Annotated in this window: 15 protein-coding genes; 10 read left to right on the forward strand and 5 right to left on the reverse strand. The window is 54.6% G+C overall.

Annotated elements, in window-relative coordinates:
* Positions 1–51 precede the first annotated feature (51 nt).
* Positions 52–2,685 (forward strand): DNA topoisomerase (ATP-hydrolyzing) subunit A, encoded by a 2,634-nt coding sequence (gene gyrA / locus IAE27_RS16800; RefSeq protein ID WP_004103997.1) that lies wholly within the window; start codon positions 52–54, stop codon positions 2,683–2,685.
* A 131-nt stretch (positions 2,686–2,816) separates the two neighbouring features.
* Positions 2,817–5,663 (forward strand): two-component system sensor histidine kinase RcsC, encoded by a 2,847-nt coding sequence (gene rcsC, locus IAE27_RS16805; protein ID WP_004114172.1) that lies wholly within the window; start codon positions 2,817–2,819, stop codon positions 5,661–5,663.
* Between the two features lie 44 nt (positions 5,664–5,707).
* On the opposite strand, the gene rcsB is transcribed toward rcsC, so the two are convergent.
* On the reverse strand, positions 5,708–6,358 hold the full coding sequence (gene rcsB, locus IAE27_RS16810; RefSeq protein ID WP_004103995.1) for a response regulator transcription factor RcsB: 651 nt from the start codon (positions 6,356–6,358) through the stop codon (positions 5,708–5,710).
* A gap of 16 nt (positions 6,359–6,374) precedes the next feature.
* Positions 6,375–9,035 carry a phosphotransferase RcsD gene (rcsD, locus tag IAE27_RS16815; RefSeq protein WP_200092693.1) on the reverse strand — a complete coding sequence of 887 codons (2,661 nt, stop codon included), beginning with the start codon at positions 9,033–9,035 and terminating at the stop codon, positions 6,375–6,377.
* Positions 9,036–9,806: 771 nt separating this feature from the next.
* Between rcsD and IAE27_RS16820 the strand changes: the two genes are divergently transcribed.
* The 6 genes from IAE27_RS16820 to mgtE all read left to right on the forward strand — a co-directional run bounded on the left by IAE27_RS16820 (position 9,807) and on the right by mgtE (position 17,171).
* A complete protein-coding gene (locus tag IAE27_RS16820; RefSeq protein ID WP_004103993.1) occupies positions 9,807–10,904 on the forward strand; it encodes a porin OmpC in 1,098 nt (365 codons plus the stop codon).
* A gap of 102 nt (positions 10,905–11,006) precedes the next feature.
* Positions 11,007–12,059 carry an FAD:protein FMN transferase ApbE gene (gene apbE, locus IAE27_RS16825; protein WP_004103991.1) on the forward strand — a complete coding sequence of 351 codons (1,053 nt, stop codon included), beginning with the start codon at positions 11,007–11,009 and terminating at the stop codon, positions 12,057–12,059.
* A gap of 72 nt (positions 12,060–12,131) precedes the next feature.
* On the forward strand, positions 12,132–13,196 hold the full coding sequence (ada, locus tag IAE27_RS16830) for a bifunctional DNA-binding transcriptional regulator/O6-methylguanine-DNA methyltransferase Ada (RefSeq protein ID WP_135800604.1): 1,065 nt from the start codon (positions 12,132–12,134) through the stop codon (positions 13,194–13,196).
* Complete coding sequence (gene alkB / locus IAE27_RS16835) at positions 13,196–13,852, forward strand: DNA oxidative demethylase AlkB (RefSeq protein WP_200092695.1); 657 nt, start codon at positions 13,196–13,198, stop codon at positions 13,850–13,852. Before ada ends, alkB begins: the two co-directional genes overlap by 1 nt.
* A gap of 70 nt (positions 13,853–13,922) precedes the next feature.
* Complete coding sequence (locus tag IAE27_RS16840) at positions 13,923–15,566, forward strand: multidrug ABC transporter permease/ATP-binding protein (protein ID WP_154022283.1); 1,644 nt, start codon at positions 13,923–13,925, stop codon at positions 15,564–15,566.
* Positions 15,567–15,734: 168 nt separating this feature from the next.
* Entirely contained in the window at positions 15,735–17,171 is a 1,437-nt protein-coding gene (gene mgtE / locus IAE27_RS16845) for a magnesium transporter (protein ID WP_004103983.1), read from the forward strand.
* Here the strand turns inward: mgtE and IAE27_RS16850 are convergent.
* Positions 17,134–18,381, reverse strand: coding sequence for a SulP family inorganic anion transporter (locus IAE27_RS16850; protein ID WP_227685273.1), 1,248 nt, complete (start codon positions 18,379–18,381; stop codon positions 17,134–17,136). The genes mgtE and IAE27_RS16850 overlap by 38 nt on opposite strands.
* A 279-nt stretch (positions 18,382–18,660) precedes the next feature.
* Here IAE27_RS16850 and mqo point away from each other — a divergent pair, with 279 nt between their 5' ends.
* Positions 18,661–20,295 carry a malate dehydrogenase (quinone) gene (gene mqo / locus IAE27_RS16855; RefSeq protein WP_004103978.1) on the forward strand — a complete coding sequence of 545 codons (1,635 nt, stop codon included), beginning with the start codon at positions 18,661–18,663 and terminating at the stop codon, positions 20,293–20,295.
* Positions 20,296–20,340: 45 nt separating this feature from the next.
* On the opposite strand, the gene eco is transcribed toward mqo, so the two are convergent.
* Positions 20,341–20,832 carry a serine protease inhibitor ecotin gene (gene eco, locus IAE27_RS16860; protein WP_004103977.1) on the reverse strand — a complete coding sequence of 164 codons (492 nt, stop codon included), beginning with the start codon at positions 20,830–20,832 and terminating at the stop codon, positions 20,341–20,343.
* 315 nt (positions 20,833–21,147) lie between these two features.
* Complete coding sequence (locus IAE27_RS16865) at positions 21,148–22,254, reverse strand: AI-2E family transporter (protein WP_004103976.1); 1,107 nt, start codon at positions 22,252–22,254, stop codon at positions 21,148–21,150.
* Positions 22,255–23,636: 1,382 nt separating this feature from the next.
* Here IAE27_RS16865 and vgrG point away from each other — a divergent pair.
* Positions 23,637–24,826 (forward strand): type VI secretion system tip protein VgrG (gene vgrG / locus IAE27_RS16870; protein WP_200092697.1); only part of this gene is annotated, 1,190 nt, incomplete at its 3' end.

A 24,826-nucleotide genomic window follows, 5' to 3' on the forward strand; every position in this document is an offset into this window, starting at 1 on the left:
TTATAATTTGCGACCTTTGAATCCGGGATACAGTAGAGGGATAGCGGTTAGATGAGCGACCTTGCGAGAGAAATTACACCGGTCAACATTGAGGAAGAGCTGAAGAGCTCCTATCTGGATTATGCGATGTCGGTCATTGTTGGCCGTGCGCTGCCGGATGTCCGAGATGGCCTGAAGCCGGTACACCGTCGCGTACTATACGCCATGAACGTATTGGGCAATGACTGGAACAAAGCCTATAAAAAATCTGCCCGTGTCGTGGGTGACGTCATCGGTAAATACCACCCTCATGGTGATACTGCCGTATACGACACCATTGTACGTATGGCGCAGCCATTCTCCCTGCGTTACATGCTGGTAGATGGCCAGGGTAACTTTGGTTCGGTCGACGGCGACTCCGCCGCAGCGATGCGTTATACGGAAATCCGTATGTCGAAGATCGCCCATGAACTGATGGCCGACCTCGAAAAAGAGACGGTGGATTTCGTCGATAACTATGACGGCACGGAGAAAATCCCTGACGTTATGCCGACCAAAATCCCGAACCTGCTAGTCAACGGTTCGTCCGGTATCGCGGTAGGTATGGCGACCAATATTCCGCCGCACAACCTGACCGAAGTGATCAACGGCTGTCTGGCCTACGTTGAAAACGAAGACATCAGCATTGAAGGGCTGATGGAACATATTCCCGGCCCGGACTTCCCGACCGCTGCGATCATCAACGGTCGCCGCGGCATTGAAGAGGCCTATCGTACGGGTCGCGGAAAAGTGTACATTCGCGCTCGCGCGGAAGTGGAAGCTGACGCGAAGACCGGCCGCGAAACCATCATCGTGCATGAAATTCCGTATCAGGTGAACAAAGCGCGCCTGATTGAGAAAATCGCCGAGCTGGTCAAAGACAAACGCGTTGAAGGCATCAGCGCGCTGCGCGACGAGTCTGATAAAGATGGCATGCGCATCGTGATTGAAGTGAAGCGCGATGCGGTGGGTGAGGTGGTGCTTAACAACCTCTATTCGCAGACTCAGCTCCAGGTCTCCTTCGGTATCAACATGGTTGCCCTGCACCATGGTCAGCCGAAGATCATGAACCTGAAAGAAATTATTGCCGCGTTCGTGCGCCACCGCCGCGAAGTGGTGACCCGTCGTACTATTTTTGAACTGCGTAAAGCCCGCGATCGCGCGCATATCCTCGAAGCGCTGGCGATTGCCCTGGCCAACATCGATCCGATTATCGAACTGATTCGCCGCGCGCCGACTCCGGCGGAAGCGAAAGCAGCATTAATCGCGCGTTCATGGGATCTGGGCAACGTTTCCGCTATGCTGGAACGCGCAGGCGATGACGCCGCTCGTCCGGAATGGCTGGAGCCTGAGTTCGGCGTACGCGACGGTCAGTACTACCTGACCGAACAGCAGGCGCAGGCGATTCTGGATCTGCGTTTGCAGAAACTGACCGGTCTTGAGCATGAAAAACTGCTCGATGAATACAAAGAGCTGCTGGAACAGATTGCGGAACTGCTGCACATTCTGGGCAGCGCCGATCGCCTGATGGAAGTTATCCGTGAAGAGCTGGAGCTGGTCCGTGAACAGTTCGGCGACGCGCGTCGTACCGAGATCACCGCTAACAGCGCGGATATCAACATCGAAGACCTGATCAACCAGGAAGATGTTGTCGTGACCCTTTCGCATCAGGGCTACGTGAAGTACCAGCCGTTAACCGATTACGAAGCACAGCGTCGTGGCGGTAAAGGTAAATCTGCGGCGCGTATAAAAGAAGAAGACTTTATCGACCGCCTGCTGGTGGCCAACACCCACGACACGATCCTCTGCTTCTCCAGCCGCGGGCGTCTCTACTGGATGAAGGTTTATCAGCTGCCGGAAGCCAGCCGCGGCGCGCGCGGGCGTCCGATCGTCAACCTGCTGCCGCTTGAAGCCAACGAACGTATCACCGCGATTCTGCCGGTACGTGAGTACGAAGAGGGCGTGAACGTCTTTATGGCTACCGCCAGCGGTACCGTGAAGAAAACGGCGCTGACCGAATTCAGCCGTCCGCGTTCTGCCGGTATTATCGCGGTTAACCTCAACGAAGGCGACGAGCTGATTGGCGTCGATCTGACCTCCGGTCAGGACGAAGTTATGCTGTTCTCCGCCGCCGGTAAAGTGGTGCGCTTTAAAGAGGACGCCGTCCGCGCAATGGGCCGTACCGCTACCGGCGTACGCGGCATCAAGCTGGCCGGCGAAGATAAAGTGGTTTCGTTGATCATTCCGCGCGGTGAAGGGGCCATCCTGACCGTTACGCAGAATGGCTACGGTAAACGTACCGCGGCTGAAGAGTATCCAACCAAGTCGCGTGCGACCCAGGGCGTAATCTCAATCAAAGTGACCGAACGCAACGGTTCCGTGGTGGGTGCGGTGCAGGTTGATGACTGCGACCAGATTATGATGATCACCGATGCGGGCACGCTGGTACGAACCCGCGTTTCCGAGGTGAGCATTGTCGGCCGTAACACTCAGGGCGTGATCCTGATTCGTACCGCGGAAGATGAAAACGTGGTCGGTCTGCAGCGCGTTGCTGAGCCGGTTGATGACGAAGAGCTGGATGCCATCGACGGCAGCGCGGCGGAAGGCGATGAAGATATCGCGCCGGAAGCGGACACTGACGATGACATCGCCGAAGATGAAGAGTAATTCTCTGCGGTAATTGTTCTGAAAGGGTCGGGCTCATCCCCGGCCCTTTTTGTTTTCCCGTTGCGGGACCGTAGTTTTATCGTTACCTTAACGCCATTCTGTTGAGCCCCTGACGGCCGAGCATCGCCACATTGAAATATCTAGCTTCTTTCCATAACACGTTAAAAGTTTCACGCTATCTGTTCAGAGCGCTGGCGGTACTGCTGTGGGTGCTGGTCGCTTTTGTTTCGGTGTTTTACATCGTCAATGCTTTGCACGATCGGGAATCGGAAATTCGCCAGGAATTTAACCTCAATGCCGATCAGGCGCAGCGCTATATACAGCGTACGGCCGACGTGATTAAGGAGCTGAAATATGTTGCCGGTAATCGGCCGATAGATGGCGGCGAAGGCGGCGATACGCCGGCCCAGCGCGGCAATATTTCAATTCCTGATTTTGAACCGCTCTATCCGGATTCCGACTGTGCGCTGATGAGTTCCACCTGGCGTAATTCGCTGCAGTCATTGGCGTGGTTTATGCGCTACTGGCGCGACAATTTCTCCACGGCCTACGACCTCAATCGTATTTTTTTGATTGGTAGCGACAATCTATGCATGGCCAACTTCGGCCTGCGTGATATCCCGCTGGAGCGGGACCAGGCGCTTAAAGTACTGCATCAGCGCATTGAGCAGTATCGCGACGCGCCGCAAAACGAGCGCGGCAATAATCTGTTCTGGATAAGCCAGGGCGTGCGCCCGGGCGTTGGCTATTTCTATGCGCTCACGCCCATCTATGTGGCGAATCGTCTGCAGGCGATGCTTGGCGTAGAGCAAACCATTCGTATGGAAAGTTTCTTTACCCCGGGCAGTTTGCCGATGAACGTGACGATCCTTGACGATAATGGACAGTCGCTGATTTCACTTGCCGGGTCGAATAGCAATATCAAACCGGACGCGAAGTGGATGCAGGAGCGTCTGTGGTTTGGCTATACCGCGGGTTTTCGCGAGCTGGCGATGAAAAAAAGCCTGCCGCCGTCATCCTTAAGTATTGTCTATTCGGTGCCGGTAGATCAGGTGCTGGAACGCATTCGGATGCTGATACTGAACGCGGTGGTACTCAATCTGCTCACCGGCGCGCTCCTTTTCGCCCTCGCCCGAATGTATGAACGACGGATTTTTATTCCGGCCGAAAATGATGCCCAGCGCCTGGAAGAGCATGAGCAGTTCAACCGCAAAATCGTTGCCTCCGCGCCGGTGGGGATCTGTATTTTACGTACCCTCGACGGCACCAATATCCTGAGTAACGAGCTGGCGCATAACTATCTCAACATGTTAACTCATGAGGACCGGCAGCGGCTGACGCAAATTATCTGCGGCCAGCAGGTAAACTTTGTCGATGTGCTGACCAGCAATAATACCAACCTGCAAATCAGCTTTGTCCATTCGCGCTATCGCAACGAGAACGTGGCGATCTGCGTACTGGTGGACGTATCGGCGCGCGTCAAAATGGAAGAGTCTCTGCAGGAGATGGCCCAGGCCGCCGAGCAGGCCAGCCAGTCGAAATCGATGTTCCTCGCCACCGTCAGCCACGAACTGCGTACGCCGCTGTACGGGATTATCGGCAACCTCGATCTCTTGCAGACCAAGGAGCTACCGAAGGGCGTCGATCGTCTGGTGACAGCGATGAACAACTCTTCCAGCCTGCTGCTGAAAATCATTAGCGATATTCTCGATTTCTCTAAAATTGAGTCCGAGCAGCTTAAAATTGAGCCGCGGGAGTTTTCGCCACGTGAGGTAATGAACCATATCTCCGCCAACTATCTGCCGCTGGTGGTGCGTAAACATCTTGGGCTGTACTGCTTTATTGAGCCAGACGTTCCGCAACTGATGTCCGGCGATCCGATGCGCCTGCAGCAGGTTATTTCAAACCTGTTGAGTAATGCGATTAAGTTTACCGATACCGGCTGTATTGTCCTGCACGTAGAGCGGGCGGATGATTATCTGCGCATCAGCGTACGCGACACCGGCGAAGGGATCCCGGCGAAAGAGGTGCTACGCCTGTTCGATCCGTTCTTCCAGGTCGGTACCGGCGTGCAGCGCAACTTCCAGGGAACCGGGCTCGGCCTGGCGATTTGTGAAAAGCTTATCAGCATGATGGATGGCGATATCGCCGTCGAAACCGAACCGGGTATGGGCAGTCGATTCACTATTCGTATCCCGCTTTATGGCGTGCAAAATACGCCGCCGCTGAATATTGATGGACTGGCTGAAAAATGCTGCTGGCTGGCGATTGATAACAGCTCGCTGGCGGTGTTCGTCGAGCAGTTGCTGACCTTCCACGGCGTTCCTGTCCGTCGTTTTGACGGGCAAACGCCGGGAGCGGAAGATATTCTGTTAACCGATAGCGAGACGCATGAAGCCTGGGCTGGCTGCGCGATGGTGATCTTCTCTCGTCGGCATATCGGTATTCCGCAAGAGCGGGCACCCGGCGAGTGGCTGCATAGCGTCGCCACGCCGCACGAGCTCCTGCCGCTGCTGGGACGCATCTTCCATATTGCCGTAGCCAGTGCGGATAACGGCCCTGCGCTAGCTGCCGCGGATGCACAAAACGCCAGCAATGATGACATGATGATTCTGGTTGTTGACGATCATCCGATCAACCGTCGCCTGCTGGCCGATCAGCTTGGATCGCTGGGCTATCAGTGCGTGACGGCAAATGATGGGGTCGATGCGCTGAATGTCCTGAGCAAACAGCATATTGATATCGTGCTCAGCGACGTCAACATGCCGAACATGGACGGCTATCGCCTGACTCAACGTATTCGCCAGCTGGGGCTCACGCTGCCGGTGATTGGCGTCACCGCCAACGCGCTGGCGGAAGAGAAGCAGCGCTGCCTGGAATCCGGTATGGACAGCTGTCTTTCTAAGCCGGTCACGCTGGATATCATTAAGCAGACGTTAACGCTCTACGCTACGCGGGTACGTAAGGGAAGGGAGTAGAGAAGCTTCCCGGATAACGCCGCGCTATCCGGGAAGAAAAGAGCTTAGTCTTTGTCGGTTGAGCTCAGGGAAACGGAAGAGAGGTAGTTCAGCAGGGCGATGTCGTTTTCCACGCCGAGCTTCATCATCGCCGATTTTTTCTGGCTACTGATGGTTTTGATGCTGCGGTTGAGCTTTTTGGCTATCTCGGTGACCAGGAAGCCTTCGGCAAACAGGCGCAGCACTTCACTCTCTTTCGGCGACAAACGTTTGTCGCCGTAACCGCCGGCGCTGATTTTTTCCAGCAGGCGCGAAACGCTCTCAGGAGTGAATTTTTTGCCTTTTTGCAGCGCGGCCAGCGCTTTAGGCAGGTCGGTTGGCGCCCCCTGTTTCAGGACAATCCCTTCTATGTCCAGATCCAGAACCGCGCTAAGGATCGCCGGGTTGTTATTCATCGTCAGTACAATGATTGACAGGTCCGGGAAATGACGCTTGATGTATTTGATAAGCGTAATGCCATCGCCGTATTTATCACCGGGCATGGATAAATCGGTAATCAGGACATGTGCGTCCAGTTTTGGCAGATTGTTGATTAATGCGGTGGAGTCTTCAAACTCGCCGACAACGTTCACCCACTCAATTTGTTCAAGTGACTTACGAATACCGAACAGTACGATCGGATGGTCATCGGCAATAATTACGTTCATATTGTTCATGTATTAGGCTACCTTGCTACAGCAAGCTCTTGACGTAGTCGTCAATGTCGCTGATATATTTTTCTATGCCTTGCGCATCTTTTTCTCGGATCAGATGCTCAAGCGTTTCACATAACTGCTTGCCGGGTACCAGATTTAGCATAGCAAACGCCCCTTTGAGGCGGTGAGCGGTCTGCGCCAGCGCGGCGAAATCGCCCGTTGCCCGTTCATTATACAGCCTCTTAACATCATCTGGTACCGTGTCAGCAAACAGCGTGTAATAGCCGCTGGCATGCAGTTCGGCGTTACTTTCGCTACCGGCAGAGGAAGGCTGCTCCTCTTCCTCTGCAAGCTGCTGCTCAATCAATTGCAGGATAGCTTCCTGCAGCGCAGCGCTGATATTAAAGTTTACGCGGAGCTGACCAGGACCAATCTTATGAACCCGGGCTTCATCATCGCTTAAAAGCAAGCCCGAAGCAGTAAGATTAGACGGATTATCCGTTAAAAAGAGATCATATTGTTGACTTGTGATTCTGTCATCCGGCGTGATGCAGGTGGCCCCCCAGCTCTCCAGCTGGCGAGTCACAATACGGCGGACTTCATTGGCGGTCACATCAAGCAATATCACCACGTCATCCAGCAGATGTTCCCCTGACTCACTCTCCTCTGCGCTGGCGGCCATTTTTAAATGCAGGGAGTAGCGGGTACCCAGCGACTCGCGTGCTTTGATATTGAGCTGCCCGCCGAGCTTGCGCGTCAGGCGATCGCAGAGCCAGAAGGTGAGGGCGTTGGCCTTGCCGTAGAGGTCTGCCTGCGTATTGTTGAGGAACGGAAAGTGCATATTGTCAATTTCGTTTGCGGAAACGCCGTTGCCGGTATCGAGAATACGGAAGGTCAGACGATCGTCCGCTGATTCATCTTTACTCACTTCCAGAGTGATTTTGCCAATAGGCGTGGTGGTAACCGAATACTGGATAAGCAGTAAAAGCGTACGGCGCAGGGCGTCGCGATCGCCGTAGCGTTGCTCATTGGCCGGCAAGGCGTTGTTAATCAGCAGCTGTAGACCCTTACGTTTGATGATAGGTAGCACTTCAGGCACTACTTCATCTATCAGTTCCTGAATCGAGAATAGACCCTGAGCGCTCTTCCAGCTATCGCTCTCCAGCAGGTTTGCCAGCTCGATTTCATCTACCAACTGCACCAGTTCGTCCGCATGCTGGGCCAGCCTGCGGCTTTCAGCCATGCCGAGCGCCGCGGCTTCTTCCGCCAGCGTTTGCGCCGGCTGCCTGAGCGCCGCGCCGATATGCTGCATAAACGCCGTGCGGCCCTGCTGATTTTTCTCATACAGACGCTGGGCCTGCTTAAGTTTCTTATTCACCATCACCTCACGGTCCTGATCGCGAATAATAAAAATTTGCGTTCGTGGCGAAACCTGACTGCGGAACTGACGGATTTCATACAGTTCATTGTTCACCGTCGCCTGGATCACGCCCTGATGCTGATCGGCCATATTAATGATGTTTTGCAGGTTCAGATGCGGCAGCAGATGATCGGCGATCGGATTGCTGATCACCGTACGGTTAGCCTCCAGATCGTGCACCAGCAGCCCGAGCGGCAGCAGGGAAACGATCTCTTCGTGAATGGCGCGCTGAGCGCGTAGTTCACTATTGGCTGCCGAGGAGATAGCCGTTCCCGCGACGCTTTTACGTCCGCTGTAGTGACGGAAGGTGGTAAATCCGAACAGCGCCAGCGCCAGCAGACCAATGTTCAGCAACAGCGGCAGTAAAATATTTTGCAGCGATTCCAGAATCAGCTCGCTAAAGGGCACCATCCAGACCAGGCGCATACCGGTGGTATTAATGGTCGTAATGATTTCAATCTGCGGGCCGTTAAAGTTAATGCTGACGATGTCGGCAGCTTCTTTATCCGGATTGCTGGTTCCGTTCTGCGAGGGATCGGGCTCCAGACGGAAACTCTCAAGAGACATACTCGGCGGAATGAGATCGTTAATGGGCAGATCGAAGGCCACTACCGTCGCCAGATGACCGGGCTGGTTAAAGGTGGTGCGTAAGGTGAAGTAGTAGCCGTTTTGCCAGGCGAGGTGGCGCAGCGACGAAAACGTCTCGCGTTCATCAAGGGTATTGGCCTGCAGCAGCATCTCAGCCCGGCGTGATTCAACGACGCTGCTGATCGTCGATTCTTTGAAGCTGGAAGAGAGATCTTTTAACGGCAGCGTTGAAACCAGTATCAGGCTGTTATCCAGGCCGTTGAGATAATACATTGACCAGGGAATCGTCTCGGCGCCCCACAGGATATCGAGATAGTTGGAGATTTTTTGCGTCATTTCCAGCGTTGAGCCGTCATGAGAGCCAAAAATCAGCGCTTCGGTTTTGCGCCGCGGTTTCTCCAGATAGTAAACATCCTGCTTTAAACGCGTTTCCTGCAACCCGGTTTCGGAGGCTGAGCTGGCAGAGGTTGCGGCGATGTTGTCATAGATTTGCCAGGTGGCGTAGCGCCAGGTATCGATGCGTTTATGCAAGTCGTAGCTGACATCGACAACCTGGTAGCTTTTATCTTTTAGCCAGGCGTTAACGGCGCTTTGGATCATGACCCCCATCGTCGCCAGCAGGACGATGACCATGAGAATAAAGAAGCGGGTAATGTTGCCGGGTATCAGGGAAAATTTTTTCGGGGTCATCGTGTGAGAGTACGACTCATCAGTGTGTGTAAACGGACTGTTGCACCAAGTTAACCGGGGGCAGCGCAGATGCTACGAACAGTATAAAGGTTAACGTCCAAAATCCATACATCTGAATACCCTACAATGACTTTTTTGCCTTGAGATTTATCTTAAACCAGTAATGCGAGCAAAGATGTACACCGCGGTTGTTTTTGTACAATTATTGACGGATTGTCTTAGGGAAATAGCACTAAATAACAAGAAATTATATAAATAGCGTTGAGCTTAGACGTAAGTTGTTTGATTAATAACCGTTATTTTTTTCACGAGTAGCATGGAATAATTAAAGATGTGTAAAGAAGGGTAAAAAAAACCGGATGCGAGGCATCCGGTTGAAATAGGGGTAAACAGACATTCAGAACTGAATGACGGTAATAAATAAAGTTAATGATGATAGCGGGATTAATTTTAGTCGCAGACGAGAATTTTGTTTTACCATTCAGTGCTATAGAGATGTAACCATGTAACTCATTGACAGGGATTGAAAATTTTTATTTTTTGATTATTAGTGCTTATTTAGTTGCGCATTTGTGGCAGAAAAAAAGTTCCCTTGTATTTACAAATTGAAACATCTTGTGGGTATTTTGAAACATCTTAGAAGTTTTAGTATCATATTCTTGTTGGATTATTCTGCATTTTGCAGCACAATGAAATAGCCGACTGATTAGAAGGGTAATCAGTAAGCAGTGGCAATAATAAAAGGCATATAACAAACAGAGGGTTAATAACATGAAAGTTAAAGTACTGTCCCTCCTGGTACCGGCTCTGCTGGTAGCAGGCGCAGCGAATGCGGCTGAAGTCTATAACAAAGATGGCAACAAATTAGACCTGTACGGTAAAATCGACGGTCTGCACTATTTCTCTGACGACAAATCTTCCGATGGCGACCAGACCTACATGCGTCTGGGCATCAAAGGCGAAACTCAGATCAACGACCAGCTGACCGGTTACGGCCAGTGGGAATACAACGTTCAGGCGAACAACGTAGAAGGTTCTGACAAGCAGTCCTGGACTCGTCTGGCATTTGCGGGTCTGAAATTCGGTGACGCGGGTTCTTTCGACTACGGTCGTAATTACGGCGTAGTATACGACGTGACTTCCTGGACCGACGTTCTGCCGGAATTCGGCGGCGACACCTACGGTTCTGATAACTTCCTGCAGTCTCGCGCTAACGGCGTGGCGACCTACCGTAACTCCGACTTCTTCGGTCTGGTTGACGGTCTGAACTTTGCTCTGCAGTATCAGGGTAAAAACGGCAGCACCAGCGGTGAAGGTTCCACCAACAATGGTCGTGACTGGAATAAACAGAACGGCGACGGCTACGGCACCTCTCTGACCTATGATATCTACGACGGTATCAGCGCTGGTTTCGCGTACTCTCACTCTAAACGTACTAGCGATCAGAACACCAAAGCAGCACTGGGCCGCGGCGACAACGCTGAAACCTACACCGGCGGTCTGAAATATGACGCCAACAACATCTATCTGGCGTCTCAGTACACCCAGACCTACAACGCAACTCGCGCCGGTTCCCTGGGCTTTGCTAACAAAGCGCAGAACTTCGAAGTGGTTGCTCAGTACCAGTTCGACTTCGGTCTGCGTCCGTCCGTGGCTTACCTGCAGTCCAAAGGTAAAGATCTGGGACGTGGCTACGGCGACGAAGATCTGCTGAAATATGTTGATGTAGGCGCGACCTACTACTTCAACAAAAACATGTCCACCTACGTTGACTACAAAATCAACCTGCTGGACGAAAACAACTTCACCCGTGCTGCCGGTATCTCTACCGACGACATCGTTGCTCTGGGCCTGGTTTACCAGTTCTAAGCACGCTGAAGTTTGAAAAAAGGCGCCGATGGCGCCTTTTTTTATGCCCGGTTTAACCTTGCTGGTGTACTCTTTGGGCCTTAGCAAGAGGAAGCCAATTTTATGGACATGACATTTTTCCGCGCCGCCCTGTTCGGGGCCCTGGTATTACTTTCAGGTTGTGATTCCGCCACTTCTCCCCAGACGCCAAAATCAGCCGCTACCGTACTGGACGGTAAAACCATGGGCACATTCTGGCGGGTCAGCGTCATAGACCTTGATCAGGCGAAGGCCGAGGCGCTGCGTCAGAAAGTTCAGGCTCAGCTGGATGCTGACGATCGCCTGCTTTCTACCTGGAAGAACGATTCAGCGTTGATGCGCTTTAACCATTCGCCGGAGACATCGCCCTGGCCGGTCAGCGAGGCGATGGCGGATATCGTGACGATGTCCCTGCGAATTGGCGCTAAAACTCACGGCGCTATGGATATTACCGTCGGGCCGCTGGTCAATTTATGGGGCTTTGGCCCGGACAAACAGCCGGTAAAAACGCCGGATCCGCAGCAGATTGCCGATGCCAAAGCGCGTAGCGGCTTACAGCATCTGACGGTGATCAACCGGGCCGACGGGCAGTATCTGCAAAAAGACATTGCGGATCTGTTCGTCGATCTCTCCACCGTCGGTGAAGGCTACGCTGCCGATCATCTGGCGCGCCTGATGGAACAGGAGGGGATCTCGCGCTACCTGGTCTCGGTGGGCGGGGCGCTGGTGAGCCGGGGCATGAATGCCGAAGGTCAACCGTGGCGGGTAGCGATCCAGAAACCGACCGATCGCGAAAATGCGGTACAGGCGATCGTCGATATTAACGGCCACGGTATCAGTACCTCGGGCAGCTATCGCAACTACTATGAGCTGGACGGCAAGCGCATCTCGCACGTCATCGATCCGCAAACCGGGCGACCAATCGATCACAAGCTGGTTTCGGTGACCGTTATCGCTCCGACGGCGCTGGAAGCCGATGGCTGGGATACCGGGCTGATGGTACTGGGGCCGGAAAAAGCGCAGGAGGTGGTGCGTGAACAGGGGCTGGCGGTCTATATGATTGTCAAAGAGGGGGAGGGGTTTAAAACCTGGATGTCTCCGCAGTTCCGCGCTTTCCTGGTTGGCGAGAAAAATTAAACCGCAAGATTTCGGGTTTTTGCTAACGGACTTCGGCCCAGACTGAAGTTACACTTACAGCAGGAGTCCGTGATGAAACCGATAATGTTTGATACCGATGAGCGCCGCTGGCAGGCAGTATGCGAACGCGATACCGGCGCCGATGGTCAGTTCGTTTTTGCCGTGCTGACTACCGGCGTTTGCTGCCGTCCGTCCTGCCGCTCTCGTCGCGCGCTGCGGGAAAATGTTCGCTTCTATCCTGATGTCGATACCGCGCAGGCGGCAGGCTTTCGCCCGTGCAAACGCTGCCAGCCGGAAAACAGCGATCCGCAGCAGCAGAAGGTAGAGAAAGTCGCTGCCGCCTGCCGTCTGCTGGAGCAGGAGACGCCGATAACGCTGGAAGCACTGGCACGCCAGCTTGCGGTCAGCCCCTTTCATTTTCACCGCCTCTTTAAATCCGTGACCGGTATGACCCCCAAAGCCTGGCAACAGGCCTGGCGCGCTCGCCGTTTACGCGAAGCGTTAGGGCAGGGGGCGAAAATTACCGACGCGGCGCTATCCGCCGGTTTCCCGGATAATAGCAGCTACTATCAGCAGGCTGACGCCGCGCTGGGGATGACCGGCCGTCAGTTTCGCCGCGGCGGTGAGAATATGGATATTACCTGGGTATGCGGCGACGGGCCGCTGGGGCGCTGCCTGGTGGCTGAGAGCGAACGGGGAATCTGTGCCGTGCTACCGGGAGATAGCGACAGCTCGCTGTATGATCAATTAGCCAGCCTGTTCCCCAATGCGCGACTGCATCCAGGCGATGAAGTCTTTCGCCTGCGGGTTGCGCAGGTCTTTTCTCATCTTAACGATCATCGCCAGCCGTTTTCTTTGCCGCTGGATCTGCGCGGCACGGCTTTTCAGCTTCAGGTCTGGCAGGCGCTGCGCCAGATCCCGGCGGGGGAGACCCGCAGCTATCGCCAGGTGGCGCAAAGTATGGGGCGTCCCCGCGCGGTGAGGGCGGTGGCCAGCGCCTGTGCCGCCAATAAGCTGGCGCTGGTTATCCCGTGTCATCGTGTGGTTCGCGAGGATGGGGCACTATCCGGCTATCGTTGGGGAACGGCGCGTAAGGCGCTGCTGCTGGCGCGAGAAGCGCAATACGAGGAGACATAATGCTCGATCTTTTTGCCGATACGCCGCCCTGGCAGGAGCAACTGGCTCCGGGGGCGACAATTTTGCGCCGCTACGCCCGTGAACGCGCGCCAGCGCTTTTGCAGGCAATCACTGATATTGCCCATCGTTCGCCTTTTCGTCAGATGGTTACCCCCGGCGGCTATACGATGTCGGTGGCGATGACCAACTGTGGCGAGCTGGGCTGGACCACGAACGCGCGCGGCTATCTCTATGCCAGCGACGATCCGCTGACGGGAAAGCGCTGGCCGCAGATGCCGCCGCTTTTCCACGAGCTGGCCTCAGAGGCGGCGGCGGCGGGCGGCTATGCGCACTTTACCCCGGATGCGTGTCTTATTAATCGTTATCAGCCCGGCACAAAGCTGTCGCTGCATCAGGATAAAGACGAGCGCGACCTGCGGGCGCCGATCGTCTCCGTCTCGCTGGGGTTGCCGGCGATATTCCAGTTTGGCGGCCTGCGGCGTAGCGATCCGCTACAGCGGGTGCTGCTGGAGCACGGCGATGTGGTGGTCTGGGGCGGCGAATCACGGCTGTTTTACCATGGCATTCAGCCGCTAAAAGAGGGTGTTCATCCGGATACCGGCTCCTGTCGCTACAATCTCACTTTCCGCCTGGCAGGGAATAAAGAAAAAAAATAAGAATTATTCTTGCTGTCATCGTCGAGCAGTTTAAACTGCTGGCTGTTTTTGCTTGCCCGGATTACGCGTTATGGAACTTCTTCTTCTTGTCTGGCGTCAGTACCGCTGGCCGTTTATCTCCGTCATAGCCCTGAGCCTGCTGAGCGCGGCGCTGGGTATTGGGCTTATCGCCTTTATTAACCTGCGCCTGATAACTATCGTCGATACCTCCCTGACGGTACTGCCGGAATTTCTGGGACTATTATTGCTGCTGATGGCGGTCACCCTCGGCTCGCAGCTGGCGCTTACTACGCTCGGCCACCATTTTGTTTATCGCCTGCGCGGGGAATTTATTAAGCGCATTCTGGATACGCAAATTGAGAAGATCGAGAAAATCGGCAGCGCGTCGCTGCTGGCCGGGTTAACCAGCGACATCCGCAACATTACCATTGCTTTCGTGCGTCTGCCGGAGCTGGTACAGGGGATTATTCTGACCTTTGGTTCCGCCGCTTATCTGGCCTGGCTGTCCGGAAAAATGATGCTGGTTACCGCGCTGTGGCTGGCGTTAACCATCTGGGGCGGATTTGTGCTGGTGTCGCGGGTCTACAAGCACATGGCCTCGCTGCGCGAAACCGAAGATAAGCTGTATCACGATTATCAAACGGTTCTCGAAGGACGCAAAGAGCTCACCCTTAATCGCGAGCGCGCTGAATATGTATTTAATCAGCTCTATCTCCCGGACGCGCGCGAATACCGCCACCATATTGTCCGCGCCGATACCTTCCATCTGAGCGCGGTCAACTGGTCGAATATTATGATGCTGGGCGCGATTGGCCTGGTCTTCTGGATGGCTAACAGCCTGGGCTGGGCCGATACGGCGGTGGCGGCCACCTATTCGTTGACGCTGCTCTTCCTGCGCACGCCGCTGCTCTCTGCGGTTGGCGCGCTGCCGACTCTGCTCAGCGCTCAGGTGGCATTCAATAAGCTGAATAAGTTTTCGCTCGCGCCCTACCGCGCTGAATTCCCGCAGGCGCAGGCGTACCCCCACTGGCAGACGCTCGAGCTGCGCGATATTACCTTCCATTATCCCGACAACAGCTTTGCGGTCGGGCCGATTAATCTGACTCTCAGGCGCGGCGAGCTGGTATTCCTGATTGGCGGCAACGGGAGCGGAAAATCGACGCTGGCCATGCTGCTGACCGGTTTGTATCAGCCGGTTTCTGGACAGATCCTGGTTGACGGGAAGCCGATGGCGGCGGATAAGCCGGAAGATTACCGCAAGCTTTTCTCGGCGGTCTTTACCGACGTCTGGCTGTTCGACAGGCTGCTGGGACCGGAAGGGAAGGCGGCGGATCCGGCGCTGGTGGAGAAGTGGCTGGGCTATCTGCAAATGAACCATAAGCTACGGCTGGACGATGGCAAAATTCTCGACCTGAAGCTGTCAAAAGGGCAGAAAAAGCGCGTGGCGCTGCTGCTGGCGTTAGCGGAAGACAGAGATATCATCATGCTGGATGAATGGGCGGCAGATCAGGACCCCCATTTCCGCCGCGAATTCTATCAGGTGCTGCTGCCGCTGATGAAGGAGATGGGCAAAACCCTCTTTGCCATCAGCCATGACGATCACTACTTTCAGCACGCCGACAGGCTGCTGGAAATGCGCGGCGGCCAGCTCTCAGAGCTGACCGGAAATGAGCGCGAACTGGCGACCCGCGATGCGGTTGCCCGTACCGCCTGATCGGTTTACGCCGTCCCGGAGGCGTTAGTCGACCTCCGGGGTATCTGCAGGCTGCTGTTTTTTCCGTCGACCGAATTCATAGCGGTTATTATTTCCGCCTCCTCGCGCTATGCTTAAGGCTTCCGGCCTGCTGGTCTGACAGATATTTTTACAAGGATTGCCTGACCGATGTCCGTTTTGCACAAAAAAAGCGCCAGATTGCGCGATGAAGAGCGCGCCCGCCTCATTTGGCTCCTGAGCACCGATAAAGCCGTCACATCTTCACTGCTGGGTAAATTAACCCTCGCTGAACGCTACGATGACAGTACCCTGGCCGACGATCTGGCGGAAGTGGAAATGCTGGTTTCACACCTGCCGCCGCCGGATCTTGCCGATGCACTCGAAGCGCTGCCCTATGATGCGCGCAACGCGCTCTGGCGGCTGGTCGCCGATGACAAGCGCGGCAAAGTGCTGCTGGAGGCGTCGGAAAGCGTCTGGGGCGACCTCATTGAAGAGATGAGCGATCACGATCTGCTGTTCGCGCTGCAAAATCTCGATATCGATGAACAGGTTTACCTGCTACAGCACTTGCCCCGCGATCTGACCGGACGTTTACTGGCCACCCTGCCTGCGGATAAGCGCGCGCGTATTCGTCAGATGATGCGCTACGCCGACAATACCGTCGGTGCGATCATGGAGTTTGAGGTCATTACCGTCCGTCCGGAAGCGACTCTCGCAGCGGTGCAGCGCTATCTGCGGCGACTGGGTAAAATGCCGGAGAATACCGATAAACTGTTTGTGACCACCCGCAATAAGCTGCTGCTCGGCGAACTCGAGCTGCAAACCATTCTGCTTAACGATGCGCAGAAGCGGGTAGGGGAAGTGATGGAAGGCGATCCGGTGACCTTCCAGCCGCACGAAGACGCGGAGAAAGTGGCGCGTACCTTTGAACGTGATGACTTACTTAGCGCCGCGGTGATTGATGCCGACGGCAAGCTGATGGGACGTTTAACCATTGATGAGATCGTTGACGTGGTCTATGAGGAGACGGATAACGATTTACGCCGGATGGGCGGCCTGAGCAACGATGACGACGTGTTTGCGCCGGTGAGCAAAGCGGTGAAGACCCGCTGGGCCTGGCTGGCGGTGAATCTTTGCACCGCGTTTATCGCTTCCCGCGTGATCGATGGCTTCGAACATACTATTTCCCAACTGGTGGCGCTGGCGTCGCTAATGCCGATTGTCGCCGGGATTGGCGGCAACACGGGCAACCAGACGATCACCATGATCGTGCGGGCAATGGCGTTACAGCATATTCAGCCGGGAAGTTTTACCTTCCTGATCTTGCGCGAGATGGGCGTTGCGCTGATCAATGGGATCGTCTGGGGCGGGATTATGGGGGCTATCACCTGGTGGCTATACGACGATCCGCAACTGGGCGGCGTGATGACGTTGGCGATGATGCTCAATCTACTGATGGCGGCAATGATGGGCGTCATTATCCCAATGGTTATGGTCAAGCTGGGACGCGACCCGGCGGTCGGCTCCAGCGTAATGATTACCGCGATTACCGACACCGGCGGATTCTTTATTTTTCTTGGGCTGGCGACGCTTTTTCTGATGTAGCCTGCGCTTGAGTCCGCAGACGGCGGGGGATCAGAACCATTGAGATCAGCCCTGCCAGAACGCCGATTGCCAGATTGCTGGTGCCGACGGTTGCGCCGACGGTCACCAGCATCACCAGCGTTTCCGGCCACGGATTGCGCGCCAGCTCAGCCGGACGAATACTGTGCCAGCTAAAGGTCTTCACCGCGACAATCACCATCACCCCGGCGAGCACGGCCATCGGGATTTTTGCCATCACTTCGCTTAAGGCAGTCACCAGCAGGAGCAGTACCAGGCCTGCGGCAACGGTCGACACGCGGCTGCGCGCTTTACCCATTTCAACATTAACGATGGTCTGGCCGATCATCGCGCACCCGGCGATACCGCCATAGAACCCGGCGAGAATGTTGGCGATGCCCAGACCCGCGCTCTCGCGCGCTTTGCTGGAAGGCGTTTGGGTTAAATCATCCACCAGCTTTGCCGTCAGAAGCGACTCCATCAGGCCGACAAAAGCAATACTCAGCGCGCAGGGCCAGATGATGTGCAGCGTGGTTAAATTCAGAGGCACTATCAGGCTGGTTAACCCCGGTAGTCCGCCGCCCATTGAGCCTTCATCGCCGACGGTCGGCAGCAGCTGGCCGCTGAAAACGGTAAACAGCGTCAGCAGTACGATAGCGATGAGCGGAGAAGGGATTGCCTTTATATAGCGCGGCGCCCACAGCACAATCAGCAGCGTTAACACGAACAGGCCGATAATCAGCGGCTGCTTGCTCCAGAAATGCGGTACCTGGGCAAAAAAGATGAGAATACCCAGCGCGTTAACAAAACCGGTCATCACCGGCTGCGGAATAAAGCGCATCAGGCGCGCCATGCCGCAAATGCCAAACAAAATTTGAATAACGCCGGCCATTATGACCGCCGGGAGAATGTAGCCGACGCCATATTGATGCACCATCGGACCAATCACCAGCGCTACCGATCCGGCGGCGGCGGTGACCATCGCCGGTCTGCCGCCGAGAACCGACATCGCCAGGCACAGCACTACGGAGGCAATCAGGCTGACTTTCGGATCAACGCCAGCGATAACCGAGAAGGAGATGACCTCGGGGATTAGCGCCAGTGCGGTGAGTACGCCCGCCAGCGTTTCACGCGTCAGCAGCGCGGGCGAGCGCAGGATCTGGCCTAATGCGCCAGCGTTGCTGGAGGTAGCGGAATCAGAAACAGGGGGCATAAAAAAATTTCGCAGAATTTAAAAAATTTGGGCCATGATCGGTCGCTGGTTACGTGCGGTCGGTCACAAAACCGAGGATAATAGCGCGGAAGCGCCTCTGATACCAGTACAAAATGTGATTTATGATACACATTTATTAAACATTTTTATAACAGATCTCAAAACTCAACTTAAAATTTAAACAATATTTAAATTTTTTTTCTTCAGTGTTACCTTTGAAGCCGAGAATCGTTTCACCTGCGCTAAATAAAAAAGCGAGTAAAGTAAGGCTCAAATCCGATGAAGAAAAAGATGGCCGTACCCAGCTCACAGGCGGTTGGTTCCAATAACACTCGGACCAACACCCGCCATGAGCAAGAGACGGATGTATTGTTGATTGGCGGCGGCATCATGAGCGCCACGTTGGGAACCTGGCTGCAGGAACTGGAGCCGGATTGGTCTATTACCATGGTCGAGCAGATGTCCAGCGTGGCGGAAGAGAGCTCGAACGGATGGAACAACGCGGGTACCGGCCACGCGGCGTTGATGGAACTGAACTATACGCCGCAAACCGCTAACGGTATCAACATCGATAAAGCGGTCGACATCAACGAATCCTTCCAGATTTCTCGTCAGTTCTGGGCCCATCAGGTGACCCGGGGCATTCTGAAAAAGCCTAAATCCTTTATTAACAGCGTGCCGCACATGAGCTTCGTATGGGGCGAAGACAATGTTAACTTCCTGCGCGCTCGATATGCGGCTTTACAACAAAGCGAGCTGTTCCGCGGTATCCGCTACTCTGAAGATCATCAACAAATAAAAGAGTGGGCTCCGCTGGTGATGGAAGGACGCGATCCGCAGCAGAAGGTGGCCGCGACCCGCTCGGAGGTGGGTACCGACGTGAATTACGGCGAAATCACCCGTCAGTTGATCGCCGGGCTGCAAACCCATGATAATTTCTCTCTCCAGCTGGGGACCGTGGTGCGCCGTTTTAAGCGCAACGCCGACAAAAGCTGGACCGTTACGCTGGCGGATGCGAACAACCGTCACCAGAAACGGGTTATCAAGGCTAAATTTATCTTTATCGGGGCCGGTGGCGCCGCGCTAACCCTGCTGCAGGAAACCGGTATTCCGCAGGCTAAAGAGTACGCGGGCTTCCCGGTCGGCGGACAGTTCCTGGTGTGTGAGAACCCGGAAGTGGTTAATCACCATCTGGCCAAAGTCTACGGTCAGGCCGAGGTTGGCGCGCCGCCGATGTCGGTTCCGCACATCGACACCCGTATTATCGACGGCAAGCGCGTGGTGCTGTTTGGGCCGTTCGCAACCTTCTCGACCCGCTTCCTGAAAAACGGTTCGCTTTGGGATCTGCTGGCCTCGACCAACACCTCGAATATCATGCCGATGCTCAACGTGGGGCTGGATAACTTCGATCTGGTGAAGTATTTGATTAGCCAGGTGCTGCAAAAGGACAAAGATCGTCACGCGGCGCTGTGTGAATACTATCCGGAAGCGCGCAAAGAAGACTGGCGCTTATGGCAGGCCGGCCAGCGCGTGCAGATTATCAAGCGCGATGAGAAGAAGGGCGGCGTTCTGCGCCTCGGTACCGAGGTCGTCAGCGATGACGAAGGCACCGTAGCCGCGCTGCTGGGCGCCTCGCCGGGAGCGTCCACTGCGGCGCCGATTATGCTGCAGCTCATGGAAAAAGTGTTCAAAGAGAAGGTCAACTCAGCGGAGTGGCAGGCGAAACTGAAAGCGATTATACCAAGCTACGGTACGCGTCTGGACGGCAACGCTGCGGAAATAGAAAAGGCGCTGGCGTGGACCAGCGAAGTGCTGGAACTGCACTACGAGCCGGTTACGGTGGCTGATGAGGTTCCGCAGGCGGAGCTGAAGCCGCTGCCGGAAGGTAAACCGGTCGCTGATATTGCGCTCTAACTTCTTCTCCGGCGGCTCAGGCCGCCGGATTCACTCGTACAGGGATTAACGCACAACGGCCGTGCCGATGGTTTCGTCCGCTCTCCAGATACGATATTTCACATCGATGTTGGCCGGGGTATAAACCACGATTGGCAGCTTACTGTTGTAACGCAGCATTCCCGCATCGCCCAGACCTGCCATCACAAACTGCTTCTCTTTTTTACCATCCGGACAGGCCATCATGGTCGAGACGGGGGAAGTCACTTTATCAAATACGTAGTAGTCGTAGCCCCAGCCTTCAAGGGTTTTGCTTTCCAGTTGACCGCCAAGACGATGACGATTGCAGTCGACTTCCAGCGTTTGGCCAATCATCAGCTCCACTTTTAACGTCGACTCATCCTGCTGCTGCGGCAGCTGGATCACCTGACGCTTCATCCCTTGCTCCGCTTTAGGGTAGGGAGCGATTTTTTCCAGCGGCTGTTCAGTTGCAACGGCGCTGGCGGAAACGCAGGCAAGAGCCAGCATGGAAGCGGCGAACGTAGTGATTTTTTTCACGTGGGTAATCCTTTGTTATCAATCCTCAACGGCATAAGAGTAGCATTTATCCGCTGAATGATAAGTGCAATTTACCAAAATTTTCACAAATAGCAGTTATAAATTCTGTTTATGAGAGAGAGCGTAGTCGTTAACTTTAACGTCTCGGTTTAAGACGGGCGCTGAGAACGGGGTTTCATCGCAGTCGAGCAGGGGGTGCCCCCCTGCGTTTTGCTGTCCCGCGCTGTTTTTACTCATTTACCGCTCAGATAAAACGCCGATCGCCACCTGCCGGGATGGCAGCATTTTACCTGTAAGCGCTGCAATACAGCGCTGCTACTCTTCGTGATTTTTACCTTCTTCGAGGAAATCTTCATCAAGCTCATCAATGTTTCCAGCGTGATCGCGTCCGGAGAGAAGGTTCCAGCAGGCGATAAACAGCGCGGCGATCAGCGGGCCGATAACAAAACCATTGATGCCGTAAATTTCCATTCCGCCGATCGTGGTGATCAGGATCAGGTAGTCCGGCATTTTGGTATCTTTACCAACCAGTAAAGGTCGCAGAATGTTATCCACCAGCCCTACGATGATCACAAAGAAACCGACGATAAACGCGCCCTGCCAGAGCTGGCCGGTCGCGAAGAGATAGATTGCCGCTGGAACCCAGATAATCGCCGAGCCCACCGCCGGGATTAGCGACAGAAACGCCATCAGGGCGCCCCACAGGATGCTGCCATCAATCCCCACGATCCAGAACGCCAGTCCCCCAAGCGCGCCCTGCGCAAGCGCCACCGCGACGGTGCCTTTTACCGTCGCCCGGGAGACGGCGGCAAATTTAGCGAAAAGATGCTGCTTCACATGATTCGATAGCGGCAGGGATTCAAGGATCAGTCTGACCAGATACGGGCCATCTTTGAGCAGGAAAAACAGCAGATAAAGCATGATGCCGAAGCTGACGGTAAAGCCGAAGGTCCCTTTCCCAATCAAGAATGCGCTACCGGCCAGGTACTGGCCTCCTTTCAGCGCTACGTCTGAAAGCTGGCGCTGAATCTGTTCCGCGCTATCGAGATTATGCTCAGAAAGGAAGCTCCTGGCCCATTCCGGCAGATGAGCAAACAGGCTGGCTACCACGGTCGGGAACTGGGTGTCATTATGCTGCAGTTTGGTGTAAACCACGTTGAGCTCGAAGGCCAGCGACGAAAGAATGATCGCCAGCGGGGTAAAGACAATCAGGCAGATAATGACGATGGTCAGCAGCGCCGCCAGGCCGTTGCGCTCGCCGAGCCGATCGCGCAGTTTGTTTTTCACCGGGTGGAAGATCACCGCCAGAATGGCCGCCCATAAAATGGCTGAATAATAGGGGGAGAGAACGTCGAAAAAAGCCAGGGTGACGATCAGCACGATCAGGATGAAAAATCCTTTCGTAAGTCCATTAACTCTCATGTAAATCCTTCAGAAAAATGACGTGTACAGTCAAATAATAGAAGTTTCTCGGCAATTTACAATCATAGCTGCTGCGGCGATGTGTAGAAGAACTGTATTGATGGGAGATATCATTGCTGGTCAAACTTTAAACACACCGGCAGAATGGAGTCGCGCTATTTTTGTTCTCGCTTTCTCTGTCCGGCTCGCCAGGACGAGTAATCAGTCGTTGAGACGGCCAGGTATTATTTGGCTCTTTTATATTAAATTCTCTTTCCATTATTATCACGATATTAATACCCTCTATTATTATTCCCTTGCAGCGGGTATGCATGACAATATTTAAACGTCTACTGATTGTGCTGAGTGTTTTCAGTTCCAGGAATAATTACTATCCCTTGCGTGCATTGATTTATATCAATTAAATGGTTTTATTTATATATGAATGCAAAGTTTATTCATACGTCTGTTATGAATTTAGTCATTAAGCAGAATGAATAATTAGTATTTTTTACAAAGAGTTGAATTTCTTAATTGAAACCCTGGTTAAAAGCGGGAGGCTTACTGGTTGACCTGTTACAATACTTTGTTCTACTATGGTTTTATTCAGGCTATTCATTATTTTTCTCTAAGGTCCCTCAAAGGAAGAGATTGCTATGGCCGCTACGACTTAGAATAAAAGCCTGGTTAACGTATTAATTTACCCTTAAGACTTTATATCGGTGGCGTACAGAGAAGTGTCGATCTATGACTAAAACTTCTTACCACCAGCGATTGTCAGTCGTAATACAGCAGCCGTTTATTCTCTGAAGGAGAAAAAATCATTATCAATAAAAATTATTTCAATGTGGGGCTATTTTAATTTAGCCCGGACATAAGCTTCAACGTGCAAAATATGCTGGCAGGGGCGGTTCGGAATAAAAGTTGATGCTGAATGTTGCCTGTATTAAAGGCTTTAATCAGGAAATGGCTGGTCGTAGAGATCGTAACATCGCGCCATGCTGGCGACGCCGCTCTAATTGCTGGCTTCTTAATAACGCTACTTTTCAGGAAATAACCTGGAAATATTTTAAAAGCCCCTGGATGGTCAGAAGCGTTAGCTGACGAAATGCGCGAACCTGGCAAAAACACACAATCAGCCTGTCAGGCCTGATGCGCTTTGGTAAGTCAGCAGCGACGGGCGGTAGCGTGCCCGCAAACGATAAAGAGAGATTCCTGTGAAAACCCCGCCATGCAGCAACGCCAACTTAATTCCTGCTGTACCGTGCTGCAGAAGGAGTGCGCCAGACCCGGGCGTGCGGGCAAATCCTGCCCGGGCACTGTCAGCCGGCGCAGACGGGCCCGGTTCCGGCCTGCAATAAAGAGGAGCGGCCTGCGATGACGTTTGAGAAAGAGGTGAACGAATGAGTGATATCCCGGCACAGCAGTTCAGCCACAACCATCCTCTGTTAACGGTGCGCGGCTGCCGCGCCCTCCTGGACGTGCTGGCCTTTGAAGGCGATGAGGCCCTGAGCGAACCGTTCAGCTACCAGATTGAATTCACCAGCGCCGACAAAACCCTCACGCCGCAGCAGATGCTGATGCAGGATGCCGCCTTCACCCTGCAGGCCCCGGTTGACCAGGGCTTCGGGGTAAAAATCCGGCAGCCGGTACGCACGATTCAGGGCGTGGTGACGGCGTTTGAGCGCCTTTCCGCCTCCCGGGACGAAACGCATTATTCCCTGACTCTGCAGCCGCGTCTGGCGCTGCTCTCCCGGAGCCACCAGAACCGGATTTACCAGGATATGTCGGTGCCGGATATCGTGGAGCATATCCTGCGCACCCGCCACGGCATGCGCGGGGAGGACTTTATCTTCACGCTGGCGCAGGCGTACCCGCGTCGCGAGCAGGTGATGCAGTACGGCGAGGACGACCTGCGCTTTATCACCCGCCTGCTGAGTGAGGTGGGTATCTGGTTCCGCTTCACCGCCGACACCCGGCTGAACATCGACGTGGTGGAGTTTTACGACGACCAGCGGCACGACGGGCAGGGGCTGGTTCTGCCGTCTGTGCCGCCTTCCGGCCAGCACGACAGCGGGTTGGAATCCGTGTGGGCGCTGAAAAGCCGGCATCGCGTGGTGCCGCAGTCGGTGTTCACCCGGGACTATAACTACCGCAACGCGCCGGCGGAGATGAGCCTCAGCATCGATGTCAGCCGGGGCGACAGCACCACTTACGGCGAGGCGTACCACTGGGGGGATAACTACCTGATGCCGTGCGACAGCCATCCGCGCGACCCGGCGCCGGAGAGCGGGGCGTTTTATGCCCGCCTGCGTCACGAGCGTTACCTGAACGACCAGTCCCGGCTGAGCGGAAAGAGCAGCTGCGCGACGCTCGCCCCCGGTCAGGAACTGAAGGTGAGCGGCAGCGAAGAGGTCACCGGCACCTTCCGTGAGGGGGTGGTGATAACCCACATCCACAGCCGCGCCCGGCGCGACCGCAGTTTTGAGGTGGCCTTCCACGCCATCCCGTATTCGGAAGATTACGGCTTCCGCCCGGCCACTATCGCCAGGCCGGTGATGGCCGGGACGCTGCCGGCGCGGGTCACCAGCAC

Origin of the sequence: Klebsiella sp. S69, assembly GCF_016516145.1 — a bacterium.
Lineage (GTDB): Bacteria > Pseudomonadota > Gammaproteobacteria > Enterobacterales > Enterobacteriaceae > Klebsiella > Klebsiella oxytoca.

Bases quoted from the DNA above. Each gene is read 5' to 3' on its own strand.
- rcsD (WP_200092693.1), bottom strand. From the start codon at position 9,035: ATGACCCCGAAAAAATTTTCCCTGATACCCGGCAACATTACCCGCTTC.
- mgtE (WP_004103983.1), top strand. From the start codon at position 15,735: ATGTCCGTTTTGCACAAAAAAAGCGCCAGATTGCGCGATGAAGAGCGC.
- ada (WP_135800604.1), top strand. From the start codon at position 12,132: ATGAAACCGATAATGTTTGATACCGATGAGCGCCGCTGGCAGGCAGTA.
- IAE27_RS16840 (WP_154022283.1), top strand. From the start codon at position 13,923: ATGGAACTTCTTCTTCTTGTCTGGCGTCAGTACCGCTGGCCGTTTATC.
- IAE27_RS16865 (WP_004103976.1), bottom strand. From the start codon at position 22,254: ATGAGAGTTAATGGACTTACGAAAGGATTTTTCATCCTGATCGTGCTG.
- IAE27_RS16850 (WP_227685273.1), bottom strand. From the start codon at position 18,381: ATGCCCCCTGTTTCTGATTCCGCTACCTCCAGCAACGCTGGCGCATTA.
- apbE (WP_004103991.1), top strand. From the start codon at position 11,007: ATGGACATGACATTTTTCCGCGCCGCCCTGTTCGGGGCCCTGGTATTA.
- IAE27_RS16820 (WP_004103993.1), top strand. From the start codon at position 9,807: ATGAAAGTTAAAGTACTGTCCCTCCTGGTACCGGCTCTGCTGGTAGCA.
- alkB (WP_200092695.1), top strand. From the start codon at position 13,196: ATGCTCGATCTTTTTGCCGATACGCCGCCCTGGCAGGAGCAACTGGCT.
- rcsB (WP_004103995.1), bottom strand. From the start codon at position 6,358: ATGAACAATATGAACGTAATTATTGCCGATGACCATCCGATCGTACTG.
- gyrA (WP_004103997.1), top strand. From the start codon at position 52: ATGAGCGACCTTGCGAGAGAAATTACACCGGTCAACATTGAGGAAGAG.
- mqo (WP_004103978.1), top strand. From the start codon at position 18,661: ATGAAGAAAAAGATGGCCGTACCCAGCTCACAGGCGGTTGGTTCCAAT.